This window comes from Spirillospora sp. NPDC048823 (assembly GCF_043198445.1).
Classification (GTDB): domain Bacteria; phylum Actinomycetota; class Actinomycetes; order Streptosporangiales; family Streptosporangiaceae; genus Spirillospora.
This window is the reverse complement of sequence record NZ_JBICUT010000009.1, coordinates 118,987-131,893: the sequence shown is the minus strand read 5'-3', so window position 1 is coordinate 131,893 and position 12,907 is coordinate 118,987. Positions and strand designations below refer to the sequence as shown.

General features: G+C 69.1%; 15 protein-coding genes. 7 read left to right on the top strand and 8 right to left on the bottom strand.

The window, feature by feature from the left end; translation table 11 throughout:
- Window positions 1-15: 15 nt before the first annotated feature.
- Both ACGFK0_RS21605 and ACGFK0_RS21600 read right to left on the bottom strand, forming a co-directional pair.
- The gene (locus ACGFK0_RS21605; RefSeq protein ID WP_392907119.1) at window positions 16-1,254 is read right to left on the bottom strand and encodes a PP2C family protein-serine/threonine phosphatase; all 1,239 of its coding nucleotides are present in this window, start codon (window positions 1,252-1,254) and stop codon (window positions 16-18) included.
- A gap of 109 nt (window positions 1,255-1,363) precedes the next feature.
- On the bottom strand, window positions 1,364-1,510 hold the full coding sequence (locus tag ACGFK0_RS21600) for a UBP-type zinc finger domain-containing protein (RefSeq protein WP_392907117.1): 147 nt from the start codon (window positions 1,508-1,510) through the stop codon (window positions 1,364-1,366).
- Between the two features lie 237 nt (window positions 1,511-1,747).
- Here ACGFK0_RS21600 and ACGFK0_RS21595 point away from each other — a divergent pair, with 237 nt between their 5' ends.
- A complete protein-coding gene (locus ACGFK0_RS21595) occupies window positions 1,748-2,044 on the top strand; it encodes a hypothetical protein (RefSeq protein ID WP_392907114.1) in 297 nt (98 codons plus the stop codon).
- A 60-nt stretch (window positions 2,045-2,104) separates the two neighbouring features.
- On the top strand, window positions 2,105-2,728 hold the full coding sequence (locus tag ACGFK0_RS21590) for a LysR family substrate-binding domain-containing protein (RefSeq protein ID WP_392907112.1): 624 nt from the start codon (window positions 2,105-2,107) through the stop codon (window positions 2,726-2,728).
- 98 nt (window positions 2,729-2,826) lie between these two features.
- Here ACGFK0_RS21590 and ACGFK0_RS21585 read toward each other — a convergent pair whose 3' ends face one another.
- From ACGFK0_RS21585 to ACGFK0_RS21570, 4 genes are all read right to left on the bottom strand, one after another.
- On the bottom strand, window positions 2,827-3,102 hold the full coding sequence (locus ACGFK0_RS21585; protein WP_392907606.1) for a MerR family transcriptional regulator: 276 nt from the start codon (window positions 3,100-3,102) through the stop codon (window positions 2,827-2,829).
- Window positions 3,103-3,826: 724 nt separating this feature from the next.
- Window positions 3,827-3,997: a hypothetical protein gene (locus tag ACGFK0_RS21580; protein ID WP_392907110.1), complete on the bottom strand. Its 171-nt coding sequence runs from the start codon at window positions 3,995-3,997 to the stop codon at window positions 3,827-3,829.
- 9 nt (window positions 3,998-4,006) lie between these two features.
- The gene (locus ACGFK0_RS21575; RefSeq protein ID WP_392907108.1) at window positions 4,007-4,300 is read right to left on the bottom strand and encodes an STAS domain-containing protein; all 294 of its coding nucleotides are present in this window, start codon (window positions 4,298-4,300) and stop codon (window positions 4,007-4,009) included.
- A 730-nt stretch (window positions 4,301-5,030) separates the two neighbouring features.
- Complete coding sequence (locus ACGFK0_RS21570; protein WP_392907105.1) at window positions 5,031-6,383, bottom strand: NAD-binding protein; 1,353 nt, start codon at window positions 6,381-6,383, stop codon at window positions 5,031-5,033.
- Between the two features lie 394 nt (window positions 6,384-6,777).
- Between ACGFK0_RS21570 and ACGFK0_RS21565 the strand changes: the two genes are divergently transcribed.
- Window positions 6,778-7,479 carry a hypothetical protein gene (locus tag ACGFK0_RS21565; protein WP_392907103.1) on the top strand — a complete coding sequence of 234 codons (702 nt, stop codon included), beginning with the start codon at window positions 6,778-6,780 and terminating at the stop codon, window positions 7,477-7,479.
- Window positions 7,480-7,489: 10 nt separating this feature from the next.
- Here the strand turns inward: ACGFK0_RS21565 and ACGFK0_RS21560 are convergent, their stop codons facing one another.
- Entirely contained in the window at window positions 7,490-7,855 is a 366-nt protein-coding gene (locus ACGFK0_RS21560) for an SDR family NAD(P)-dependent oxidoreductase (protein ID WP_392907101.1), read from the bottom strand.
- On the bottom strand, window positions 7,852-8,196 hold the full coding sequence (locus ACGFK0_RS21555) for a hypothetical protein (protein ID WP_392907099.1): 345 nt from the start codon (window positions 8,194-8,196) through the stop codon (window positions 7,852-7,854). Before ACGFK0_RS21555 ends, ACGFK0_RS21560 begins: the two co-directional genes overlap by 4 nt.
- Before the next feature lie 106 nt (window positions 8,197-8,302).
- Between ACGFK0_RS21555 and ACGFK0_RS21550 the strand changes: the two genes are divergently transcribed.
- The 4 genes from ACGFK0_RS21550 to fadD1 are packed head-to-tail and all read left to right on the top strand — an operon-like array spanning window position 8,303 to window position 12,846.
- A complete protein-coding gene (locus ACGFK0_RS21550) occupies window positions 8,303-9,652 on the top strand; it encodes a flavin-containing monooxygenase (protein ID WP_392907097.1) in 1,350 nt (449 codons plus the stop codon).
- Complete coding sequence (locus ACGFK0_RS21545; RefSeq protein ID WP_392907094.1) at window positions 9,649-10,278, top strand: TetR/AcrR family transcriptional regulator; 630 nt, start codon at window positions 9,649-9,651, stop codon at window positions 10,276-10,278. The genes ACGFK0_RS21550 and ACGFK0_RS21545 overlap by 4 nt, the downstream gene beginning before the upstream one ends.
- Window positions 10,275-11,213, top strand: a complete 939-nt coding sequence (locus ACGFK0_RS21540; RefSeq protein WP_392907091.1) for an alpha/beta fold hydrolase — start codon at window positions 10,275-10,277, stop codon at window positions 11,211-11,213. The genes ACGFK0_RS21545 and ACGFK0_RS21540 overlap by 4 nt, the downstream gene beginning before the upstream one ends.
- Window positions 11,206-12,846, top strand: a complete 1,641-nt coding sequence (gene fadD1, locus ACGFK0_RS21535; RefSeq protein ID WP_392907088.1) for a fatty-acid--CoA ligase FadD1 — start codon at window positions 11,206-11,208, stop codon at window positions 12,844-12,846. Before ACGFK0_RS21540 ends, fadD1 begins: the two co-directional genes overlap by 8 nt.
- Window positions 12,847-12,907: the final 61 nt, after the last annotated feature.

The following is a 12,907-nucleotide window of genomic DNA, read 5'->3' as shown; positions in this document are numbered from 1 at the left end:
CTCGGCGTCTTGCGGTCACAGATCTGTTCGGGCGAGGTGGTCGGCGGTGCCGCCGCGCCATTCGATGAGGAAGAGGGTGGCGTCGTCGCTGGTGATCCCGCCTCTTTCCCGCATGAGTGTGTGGGAAAGTTCCCGCACCATTTGCTGCACGGTCGCGCTGGCGGGGCCGACGCGTTCGATCGTGGCGATCAGGCGTTCCTCGCCGAACTGTTCTCCGCCGGTGGTGTGCTCTTCGATGAGGCCGTCGGTGTAGGCCAGGACCCGGTCGCCGGGGCGGAGCCGTTTGCTGTTGATCTGGGGTGTTGAGCCGCCGACGCCGACGGGCTGGGTGCCGTGGCCTTCCAGTGTGCCGATGACGTGGTGATCGCGGATCAGCATGGGTGCCGGGTGGCCGGCATTGACCCACTGCAGGTGGCCGGTCCCGATGTTGAGCCGCATCATCTGTGCGGTGACGAAGTGGTCGGGACCGAACTGGGCGTCGATGGCGGTGTCCATGAACGCGTACAGCTCGGCGAGGCCGGCGTCGGCGCGTCTGGCGTGCCGGTAGGCGCCCACGGCGACGGTGGCCAGTACGGCGGCGTTCAGGCCGTGGCCCATCGCGTCGATCACGGCCAGGTGCAGGATGTCGTCGTTGAGGGCGTAGTCGAGGCTGTCGCCTGCGACGTTATATGCGGGTTCCAGGATTCCGGCGACGGCGACCTGCGGCGTCGTCATGGTGAGCGGGGGCAGCAGTGACCACCGAATCTCAGCGGGCACGCTCAGCGGTTCACGCCGTCGTGCCTGGAGAAACTGGTCGGTGTAGTGGTTCTTGGTCACCAGCATGTCGGCGACCAGGCCCGCAAGCCGTCGCAGCAGCCGGCGGTCGTCATCGTTGACGCTGTCCAGGGTCAGCGACATCACCCCGATCTCGTCGCTGCCGTCCAGCAGCGGCAGGAACATGCGCACGCCGTCGGCTTGCCGTTGTTCGACGATCGTCTCGAACAGAAACGCACGTCCGGCCGGGGAACCTGCCAAGGGCAGCGGTTCCCCGTCGGTGAGGCCGCGGCCCGGCAGTGGCACCAGAGTCAGCTGGGCGTAGTCCTGCAACAGGATCGAGACGTCCCGGCCGCCGATCGCGCGCACCTCCTCGGCCACCAGCGGAGCGATGAGCTGGGGCGGCATCTCGTGCGCCCGGTCCAGCAACTGCCCTAGCAGCCGTTCACCGAAGCCTTCACTCCGGTCCACGGTGTCCTTGGGCCCGGTCAGTTCCCCCACGGCCGTTTACGTGCCCCAATACACATCATCAACTCCATGTGTCCGAGACTGTTCAGCTCGTGATCGGCTCGCCTTGGTGACCCGTTGACCACCGGAAGCCTGGCCGGAGTCAGACCTGACGTTCGTGGACGTAGCACCATCTCCAGGTGGATCCCGGTTCCATCGTGGCGGTGAGCGGATGATCGGTCTCCTGGTAATGCGCTCGTGCGTGCCGGTGCGGCGAGTCGTCGGAGCACGCTACCCAACCGCAGCTCAAACAGATCCGGAGGGCCGTCCACGCGTGGACGCGCCTACTATCAGTTGACCTCGGCTTTCAGCGGGCTGTAACGAGCGATACGAGCAAGCTCGATCAGTGGGGGCGATAACCGCCGGCATCTGTCGTGACCCGCATGACGCGGGGGCCGCGGGTCGTCGTGATGCTGACGGAGGTGATGCCGAACCGTCTATGTTGAGTGGCGGGGCCTTGGCCGGCACAACCGAGGAGATGAGGCCCATGAGCGGGACCGTGCCCGAAGTCTGGGTCGAGGCCGGTGGGGGCCATGATCTGATCCGTGCTGATTCCATCGTGATGCTCCGCCTGGACGAGACCGGACGGTTGACCGCGCAGCTTCGTGATGACGCCAAGGTCAGTGTGACCCTTCTGGAAGGCTCGTCCGGCGTCCGCCCGCCAGGTGACTTCCATCGCCAGCTGATCCGGGCGGTCGCCCAGCTCGCCGACTCCAGCACCGCGCACCTCGTCCGCGCACGGCATGAGGGGGGTGTCTGGCGCTGGGTCAGTGAAGCCCTCTAGGGCACGCCGCGATGTAGGTTCGGCAAGCAGGCCTCGCTGTTCCAGCTCAGAAGGTGGGAGATGTGGAACTGCGCCAGCTCCGCTATTTCGTCGCCGTTTACTCAGGCGCTCTACCCGGACCTGGTGATCCACCAGGTGGAGGTCGGTGTCCCCGAGCAGTATCAGCAACTCGTCGACGGGCGTCTCGACGTGGGCATCGGCCGTGCCGCACTGGCACCGAGGGGCGTCACCTCACACCTGTTCCGCCTGGACCGTCTCGGAGTCCTGATCCCTCGCGGGCACCGGTTCGCCGAACTGGACGCGGTGCCGGTCGAGGCCCTCGCCCGTGAACCGCTGCTGCTGGCCGAGGAGATGAAGGCTCCGGAGTTCAACCAGTTCACCGTCGAGATGTGCCGGACCGCCGGCTTCGCCCCGACGGTGTACGAGGGCACCGTCGACAGCATCCGCGCCGCGTCCGCGCTCGTCGCCCAGGGCCGCTGCCTGAGCCGCGTCCCCTCCTCCTGCATCTCCGCGCTCCCGGGGACGATCTGGCGCCCGCTCACCGAACCGGTGTCCTTCTATCCCTGGTCGATCCTGTGGCGCGAGGCGGACGATTCCGATCATGTGCGCGCCGTCGTCGCCTGCGCCCGGAACATGTCCGAACGGCTCGGCTGGCTGGCCGCCGCGGACCAGACGACCGGCTGACCCGGGAATCCCGATCGGGCCGACCGGTCCGCTCGGTGATCGGTTGCGGTGATCGGTTCAGCGCGTATCGGCTGGGCGCGTGGGCGGGCACGGCGAACTCAGTCCTGGTCGGCGCCGGTGTCGATGCGCCGCCTGAGTTGGGTGTTGATGCGCATGGCTTCGGCGAGTTGGTCTTGAAGGATGATGATGCGGCAGGCCGCGTCCAGGGGGGTGCCCTGGTCGACCAGGTCGCGGGCGCGCTGGGCCAGGCGCAGTTGGTAGCGGGAGTAGCGGCGGTGGCCGCCGGTCGAGCGTTGCGGGACGAACAGCTTGGCGGCGTCCAGGCCGCGCAGGAACCCGGGGGTGACGCCGAGGATCTCGGCGGCCCGGCCCATGCTGTAGGCGGGGTAGTCCTCGTCGTCGAGCTTGTCGTCCAGTCTGCTGTCGGGCCCGGTGTCGGAGTCGTCCTGCCCTCCGGGATCGTCTGGCACCGGGCCTGACTGGGCAGGGTGCGGGTCGCGGTGTGCCGGGTGGGTGCCGGGCTCAGCCAGCTGAGGTGCTCTCACAGAACCTTCCGTACTGTCGTGGGTTGTAGGTGCCGGACGCCTGCCGGGCTGGACCATGCCGGAAACGACGGGGCCCCGGCGCCAAGGGCGGCGCCGGGGCCATGAGGTACAACACCATCTATCCGGCGCTGCGGCCGGTTGTCTTCCGCGCCGCCCGCCTGAAGCGGGGGCGCGGGGATCGCGGATGCGTGACCGTAGACCACCGTCCAATCTGTGGGGCTGCGGTGCCCGCGCGGAGTGACTGGAACCCGCTGCGGGCGATCCCGATGGTGCCGAGACCCTCCTTCCGTGTTCTTCCTACCTTCGTTACCTGTTTCTCCTGCGGTGTTGCGACTTGCCTTCCTGCCACCGGCGGCCCGTTGGCCGCCGGGCGCGGAGCCGGCTGCCGGGGTCCCTTCCACTGCGTTGACCCCGGCACGCCCGGCCCGCGTCATCCATCTACGCGGGCAGTTCGTCATCTGCCGCACCTGCTGGACTTGTTCCTCTTCGATGACAGGAACCATACCCCACACCGCAGCGAATATCTACTTCAGCCAGCAGAGGTTTCCGGAGATCAGTGGATGTGAATATCTGCCGTTGTCGCGTGGAAGTGCCCGGACCAGGGGTTTCCGGGGTCGCGGCGGGGGGCGTTTCGGCTGGTGAGGCCGGTGATGGCGCGGTCCAGGGTGGCGGTGACGGGGATGTACTGGTCCAGGCAGGTGCGGTGCAGGATCCAGCGGCACATCTGTGGCGGTTAGGCGATGACCAGGTCGTCGGCGCGGGCGCGGACCGCGTTGCCGATCGCCACCAGCGCGCCCAGCCCGGAGGCGTCGCAGAAGGTCACCGGGCCCAGATGCAGGACCAGCAAGGGCGGTGAGGCCGACCGCGCGGCCGAGAGCGCGTGCTCGCGCAACAGACCGGCGGTAGCGTTGTCGATCTCCCCGTCGACGTGCACCACCACGATCCGGCCACCCGGGCGGGGCTCGGTGCGCACCCTCAACCGCGCCCCGGGCGCGGACGGCGACCGCCCGGCGGCATCGTCGCTCACACCAATCACCCTCCGCCGGGGTTATCGGCTGGTACCCGGCCCCCGCCTGCGGAGAACGCGCTGGACCAGTGACGGACAGACCGACCACCGGCGACCCGGGCTCAGCGCCGACCCGGATCCCCGAAGACCGTGTTCGAGGAAACGGACCGCCACTGGTCGAGCGATGATGTTCGGCACGAACGCCGCACCAAGTCCGCCGGCCGGCTCGTGGCGCAGGCACCGCTCATCGGCTCCGTGCCGCCTGCGCCAGCGGGCTTGTGCGGTGGCTGGCCCGGTTGCGCGAATGGTCCGATCGGCAGCCGGGCGAGTTCGCTGGTACGGCGGCGCAGCGTCCGGACCCGCTGCCGTGCACGGTCGGTTACCAGAGTGCCCTCCTGCCGGTCGGCGGCGGCCGCAGTCGCGGCAGCCTCCACGAGCGACGTGGCGACGCTCCGGGAGATCGCCGCGAAATATGCGGCGACCGGTCCAGTCTGGACAATATCCACGCTCAGGCACCCGCATTGTCGCCGGACGTCTCGCAATGATCCGGGACATGGGCGTCCCAATTCAGATCGCGTCGACCGCGTGAGCCGCGAGCCCCCGGCCGAGCCCGCCAGGACCGCTGAGGCGGCCCTCCCGTGACCTGCGCCCGCTCCGCGAGCCTAACCCGTCCACCACCGGACACACCATTTCGACGACTTTCCGCGCCCGGTCAAGCTGGGCGGCCAAGGGCATGGCGGCCTTGGCTCTGTCATGCGGAGACGGCGACGTCCACGTGACAGCAGCCCTCTCGCGCCGCAAGCGGCCAGACGGTGAAGCCGTCGTCGGGCGTCTCCACGAAGATGCGGTGCTGGTCCGCGGCGACGCCGGTGGCCGGCTGTCCGAGTAGCCGGGCCAGGACGTAGGCGGCGGCCAGGCTGGTGACGTCGCGGATGGTCCCCAGCGGCAGGAGAGAGCGGGTTTCGGCTATCGCCTCGTGCTCGCCGGCCCTCAGCACGACCCTGGTCTCGGGGGAGATTCCGTGTGCGGCGATGGCCACGGCGATGTTGTCGAGGTCGTTCGAGCCCACCGCGGCCAGGGCGATGGCCCGATGGAGGTGAAGGCGCTCCAGCACCGCCCGGTCGCCGCCGTGGCCCTTCACCACCGGGATGCCGTGGGACCGGGCAAGTCGTACGTTCGGTGCGTTGGGATCGCGTTCCACACCCACCACCGAAATGCCCAGGAGCTGCAGTTCGCGGCACAGCCGCAGCCCCACCTGGCCGACGCCGACGACGATCACATGTCCGAAGCGGGGTACGGTACGAGGCCCGATCAGCCCGACCAGCTTGGGCCCGAGCATGCGGTCGACGAGGCCGGCGGTGAACATCGCGCTGAAGATGATGGTGCCGAGCATGGCCGCGCTGGAGGCCACCTGGTAGAGGGGGGAGTGGTGCGGGGCGGTGGCAGGACCGACGGTCGTGACGACCCGGGCGGCGTCGAAGAACGCCTCCGCGGGAGGGCGGCCGAGGCTCAGCAGCCAGGCCCAGTCTCCTAACAACGCGACGAGCATACCCGCCATGCCTGCGAGCATGATCCGTGTGCCGACGTCGTGCGGGCGCAGTTGCCCGGCGAGCCGGCGCAGCCGTGACAGCAAAGATGCCCGTTCGGGCTGCCACGGCTCCGTCCGGGGTTCTTGGCCGATCACCTGTACGGCCTGGGGCCCGTGGCCACCGTGCCGCAGGGCGGTGAAGGTCGCGTCGACACACGGCCCGGCCAGGGCCGGTGCCACCAGACTGGCGGGGGAGGTGACGTCGCACTGCGGCAGCAGGCGCAGCAGCTCGTGGGCGACCGTCCGGTCGAAGATCGTCACGATGATCGGGACACTGGCGGAGATGTTGGCGATGGCCAGCGCGTAACGCAGGGCCGCGACGTCATCGTGGAGCAGCACCGCGACACCTTGAGGGCGTGCGGTCATCACGGTGCGCAGCTCCTCGTCGCGGGGTTCGGTGAAATGTTGGACACTGTGCCCACCTTCATGCAGCGACGCGCATACGTGGCGGGCCAGGTTGGTCTCACCGATGACGATGAACGAGCGGAAGCCGTGTGAAACGGGGACCTCGTTCATGACACGGGTTCCGCCGTCGGCCTATCGCAGTCGTCCGATACGTATGGGTCACATGTCAGGCATCGTGGCATGCCGCAGGTGACGCAGCGGGCCATGCTCTTCCCGCAATGACACGGCAGGGTTTCTTCGTCCGTCGTTCGGGCACGGGTGATCGACACGTGGCTCACTGCCTGATTCGTCCTTCTGTCGAGGGCGTTCTGGATGCGGGACCGTGCGCTGAGTGGGGCCTCGCATACGACTGTGCGGCGCTCTCGGGATTCCGCACGCGGACGCGTCGATACCAACCGGACAGGTTCGTGAGTAGGGAGGCGGTGCCCTGTCCAAGTCGTCCAGGGGGTCGGGGCTGAGCGTGTGCCGCTCGAAACTTCTCGGTTTCGGGCTGTGACCTGGGGTTTTGCTGCACGATCAGCAGAGTGACTGGGATCATCTCGAGGTGCTGTTGTCGTTGGTCTACCGGTTGGTGAGGTGCTTGCTCGGCGTGCTGGAGGTGTTGGTCCGGTCTGATCTGTCGAAGAACGCCGAGCTGCTGGTGTTGCGTCATGAGAACCAGGTGCTGCGTCGTCAGGTGGGCGGTCGCCGGTTGCGGTGGGATCACCTCGACCGGCTCTGGTTGGCGGCGTTGTCCCGATCGGTGCACCGCCGCCGGTGGGCGGAGGTCTTCCCGGTCACCCCAGCCACGATCTTGCGCTGGCACCGCAGTCTGGTCGCCCGCAAGTGGACGTTTACCGACCGACGTCGGCCGGGGCGACCATCGACCGGGGTTTCGGTCAAGGCACTGATTCTGCGGATGGCGCGGGAGAACCCGACCTGGGGCCATCGGAGAATCCAGGGTGAGCCGGCCCGGCTCGGGTATGTGATCGCCGCATCCACGGTGTGGGAGATTTGGCACGCTGCTGGCATCGATCCCGTGCCCCGGCGTGCCGGCCCGACGTGGCGGCAGTTCCTGACGGCCCAGGCGCACGCGATCATCGCCTGCGATTTCTTCACGGTGGAGACGGTGCTGCTCAAGAGGTTGTACGTGCTGGTGTTCATCGAGCACGGGACCCGCAGACTCCACCTGGGCGGCGTGACGGAAAACGCGTCGTCGCAGGCATGATCAGCGAATATCACCACGCCGCGTAAGCCCTGGTCAGAGCGCGAAACTCAATAATCGAGCGGGACAGGTCCAGCGTCAGGTGCTCCGTGTCGCCGAAATAGGTGATGCCCGCGTTGTTGAACATCAGGTCGATCCGTCCGTGCGCCTCCACGACCTCGTCGACGACCTGCTGCACCTGGGCCGCTTGCGTCACGTCGACGGCCGCAGCACGTGCCGATCGCGGTCCGGCGAGGCCGGCGGCGGTCTTCTCTGCGGCGCCCAGGTCGCGGTCCGTGCACACCACGTCGGCGCCTGCACCGACGAGTGCCGCGGTGAGCGACGCTCCGATGCCCGAGCCGCCGCCTGTGACGATCGCGGATCTGCTCGCGAGGCTCATGTGAACGCCTTCTCCACGAGTCCGGCGAGATCCGGGTAGCGCATCAGGTGGGCACCGCGTTCACCCGGGGTATGTCCATCGCCGGCGCCGTCAGCGGTGTGACGACCAGGCCGGGCGCCACTGCGTTGACGCGCACACGGCGTGGCGCGAACTCGAGCGCAGCGACCTCCGAAGAGCGCCTCCACTCCTCCCTCGTCGGTCACATCGACCTGGACGTCGGCGCCCGTGCCGGGGAGGTCGGCGACCACCACGAACTCGCCGTGCGACCGCAGCAGCGCGGCCGTCGCCGCTCCGAGGCCGGACCCGCCCCCGACCACCACGACCGTGCGCTGCCCACCCATCCGCCACCATCCTGACGCTCGTCGGTATCTGTTGACACGTGTCAATTGCGGTCTTAACGTGACGTGCATCACGCCAGGTTGTCAAGCAGATGCCGAGGAGTAGCCGATGAGTGGTCCGACGGTCGCCGTGATCGGTGCCGGCATCAGTGGGCTGACGATGAGCAAGATGCTGGAGGACTACGGGCTGGAGTACGCCACGTTCGAGTCCTCGGACCGCGTCGGCGGCAACTGGGCCTTCGGCAACCCCAACGGGCACAGCAGCGCCTACCGCTCGCTGCACATCGACACCTCGAAGTACCAGCTGTCCTTCAAAGACTTTCCGATGCCCGAGGAGTATCCCGACTTCCCGCACCACACCCAGATCAAGGACTACCTCGACGGCTACGCCGACGCGTTCGACATCCGGCGCCGGATCGAGTTCGAGAACGGCGTCGTGCACGCCGAGCGGCACCCCGACGGCGGCTGGCTGCTGGAGACCGAGCGCACCGGCGTACGTCGCTTCGACGTGCTCCTGGTGGCCAACGGCCACCACTGGGATCCGCGCTTCGCCGACAAGCCGGGAGAGTTCACCGGCCTGACGATGCACTCGCACGCCTACATCGACCCGCGGACGCCGTACGACCTGACAGGTAAGCGGATCCTGATCATCGGGCTGGGCAACAGCGCCGCCGACATCGCGGTCGAACTCTCCAGCAGGACACTCGACAACGAGGTCGTCATCTCGACGCGGTCCAGTGCGTGGATCGTGCCGAAGTACTTCGCCGGAACGCCGGCCGACAAGTACTACAAGACCTCCCCGCACATCCCGTTCGCGTGGCAGCGCAAGTTCATGCAGGTGATGCAGCCGCTGACCGCCGGCCGCCCGACCGACTACGGCCTGCCCGAGCCCAACCACAAGTTCTTCGAGGCGCACCCGACGCAGTCGGTCGAGTTGCCGCTGCGGCTCGGCTCCGGCGACCTGCGGGCCAAGGGCGACATCGAGCGCTGGGACGGTCCTACCGTGCACTTCGCCGACGGCACGGCCGAGGACTTCGACGTCGTCATCCACGCCACCGGCTACAACATCACCTTCCCGTTCTTCGACCCCGACTTCATCAGCGCACCCGAGAACCACATCCGCCTCTACAAGCGGATTCTCAAGCCGGGCATGGACGACCTCGCGTTCATCGGGTTCGCCCAGGCGACGCCGACACTGTTCCCGTTCGTCGAGTGCCAGACCCGGCTGGTCGCGGCCTGGCTCGTCGGCCGCTACGCGCCGCCGCCGGTCGCCGAGATGGAGCGGGTGATCGACGAGGACCAGCAGAAGTACACCGCCCACATGGTGCAGCGGCCGCGGCACACCCAGCAGCTCGACTACTTCCTCTACGAGCACGACCTGCGCACCCGGGAGATCCCCGCGGGGCTGGAGCGAGCTGGGCGGCAGCGGGCGCGGCGGCCCGTGGAGGCGCGCGGGTGAGCGAGGAGCGCACCTGGGCGCGGCTGGTCGACCGCCGCAGTGCCAACCGCGGCGACCAGCGCCGCTCGGCCCTGCTCCAGGCACTCGACGACCTGCTGCGCGAGCAGACCCTCGACCAGGTCAACGTCGCGGAGATCTCGCGGCGTGCCGGCGTCACCCGCTCGGCGTTCTACTTCTACTTCGAGAGCAAGGCCGCCGCGGTGCTCGCCCTGATGACCGGCCTGTACGACGCCGCGTCGGACGCGACCGACCTGCTGGTCAAGGCGGAGGGTGATCCCGGTGAGCGGATCCGGCAGGTCCTCGGCTCGCTCTTCGACTCCGTCGACGCCTCGCCGCACACCTACCGCGCCCTGCTCGAAGCAAGGGCCGCGAACCCGCAGGTCCGGGAGGGCTGGGACGCGGGCCGCGCCGAGTTCGCGGGCATGGTCGCGGAGATGATCGAGCGGGAGCGGGCCGCCGGCCACGCGACCGACGGTCCGGACGCGGCGGGCCTAGCCGCCGTACTCCTCGACCTGAACGACCACGCCCTCGAGCGCCATGCGCTCGGCGGTGAACCGCCGCGCGAGCAACACGTCGACGCGCTCACGCACATCTGGGTGACCAGCATCTACGGAGGCATCGCATGACCACCTTCGACTTCACCTCGGCCGGTGTGCGCTGTGCCGCCACGCACCACGCCGGCGCGGACGGTGCGCCCGTCGTGGTGCTCGGCCACGGCCTCGCCGGCACCCAGGACTCCGGCCTCCAGCCGTTCGCCGAGGCGTTCGCGGCTGCGGGCTTCCACGCCGTCACCTTCGACTACCGCGGCTTCGGCGCGAGCGACGCCGGCGACGGTGGTCCGCGCCAGTGCGTGTCCGTCGCCGACCAGGTCGCCGACTGGCACGCCGCCGTCGAGGCAGCGAAGCGCCTTCCGGGCGTCGACGCCGAACGGGTCGTGCTCTGGGGCATCTCACTCGCGGGCGGCCACGTCGTCTCCGTCGCCGCCGCGCGTGACGACGTCGCGGCGGTCGTCTCCGCGGTGCCGCTCATCGACGGGCTCGCCGCCGCGCGGCTCGCCACGAAGCACCACCGCCCGGCCCGGCTGCTCGCCTCCACCGGCCGCGGCATCGCTTCGGCCGTACGACGCAAGGCCGGCCGCGCGCCGACGATGATCCCGGTCGTGGCTCGTCCCGGGGAGCTCGGCGCGCTGACCCTGCCCGGCGCCTACGAGGACTACCTCGTGCTCGCGGGCCCGACCTGGCGCAACGAGATCGCCGCCGACGTCGTGCTGGAGCTCGGCGGCCGGACGCCCGCCAAGGACGCGAAGTCGCTGCGGGTCCCGTGGCTGGTGCAGATCTGCGACTTCGACAGGAGCGCGCCGCCGTACGCCGCGGCGAAGGCGGCCTTCGCCGGTCGCGCCGAGGTGCGGCACTACCCCGGCGACCACTTCGACCTCTTCGCCGGCAAGCCCTTCCACGAGGCCGCCACCCGCCACGTCGTGGCGTTCCTGAGCCGCCACCTGACTGTTCCCTCCGCCGCCACCTCGCCCACCGCGACCGCATCGGAGCCGTCCCGTGTCTGACACCGTCCAGGCCCTCCTCCTCCAGCATGCCGAGCGGGACACGCCCGGCCTGAAGTACGGCGACCAGGTGCGGAGCTGGCGCGACTACCTCGGCGAGAGCGCCGCCCGTGCGCACGTGCTGCACGCGATGGCCGACCCAGGCCGGCCGGTCCACGTCGGCGTGCTGATGCAGAACAGCCCCGAGATGGCGATGGCGATCGCGGCGGGTGCGCTCGGCGGGCACGTGACCGTCGGCATCAACACCACCCGGCGCGGCGAGGGTCTCGCGGCCGACGTACGCCGGGCCGACTGCCAGATCCTGCTGACCGATCATCGGCACCTGGCCCTGCTCGGCGGGCTCGACCTCGGTGGCGCGACGGTGGTCGACACCGACGACGCCGACTGGCTCAGGCGGGTGGCCGACGCACCGCGTGGAACCGCCGGGTTCCCGGCGGTCGACGCGATGGACACCTTCATGCTGATCTTCACCTCCGGCACCAGCGGGGAGCCGAAGGCCGTGCGGGTCGCCAACTTCATGGCGGTGATGTCGGGGGCGACGCTCGCCGACAAGTTCGACCTGACGACCGAGGACATCGTCTATTCGTCGATGCCCATGTTCCACAGCAACGCCATCCTCGCCGGATACGCCGTGCACGCCCACGCCGGTGCCGCTCTGGCGCCGGCCCAGTTCAGCGCAAGCCGGTTCCTCAGCGACCTGCGCCACTATGGTGCGACCTACCTCAACTACGTCGGCAAGCCGCTCGCCTACCTGCTCGCGACGCCGGAACAGCCCGACGACCGGGACAACCCACTACGTGTCGCGTTCGGCAACGAGGCGAGCGACCGCGACATCGAGGAGTTCGCCCGTCGCTTCGACTGCACCGTGTGGGACGGCTTCGGCTCCACCGAGACCGCGGTCATCATCACCCGCACCGACGACACGCCGGCCGGCTCGATCGGGCAGCCGTTCGACGGCGTCGCCGTCTACGACCGCGACACCCGCACCGAGTGCCCGCGCGCCGTCTTCGACGACCTGGGCCGGGTGACCAACCTGGACGAGGCGGTCGGCGAGCTGGTCAACACCACCGGGGCCGGGTTCTTCGCCGGCTACTACAACGACGAACAGGCGACCTCCGAGCGGCTCGACGGGGGAATGTACTGGTCCGGCGATCTCGCCTACCGGGACGAAGCAGGCTTCGTGTATCTGGCGGGTCGCACCGACGACTGGCTGCGCGTCGACGGCGAGAACCTCGCGGCGGCGCCGATCGAGCGGGTGCTGCTGCGCAACGACGCGGTCAGCCAGGCCGCGGTGTACGGCATACCGGACGCCGACGCCCCGGGCGACCAGCTCATGTGCGCGCTGGTGCTGCGCGACGGCGCGACCCTCACGCCCGTCGATCTCCAGGAGTTCCTGACTGCCCAGCCGGACCTGTCGCCGAAGGCATGGCCGAAGTTCGTCCGGATCGCAACCGACCTGCCGAGTACGGCGACGAACAAGGTTCTCAAGCGCGAGCTCCGGGCTCAGGGCACCGAGACCACGGACACGCTATTCACGCGGAGCGAGCGGGACCTCGTCTATCGCCGACCGAGAAGGTGTTCGTCACCGTCAGATAGGCCAATCGCAACAACACAGCCGACCATCATGCCGCGGTGACTACCTCCCGCACGGCCGTTCGTAGCTGATCAACCAGTGTCACAGCACCCGGTGGCTTGAC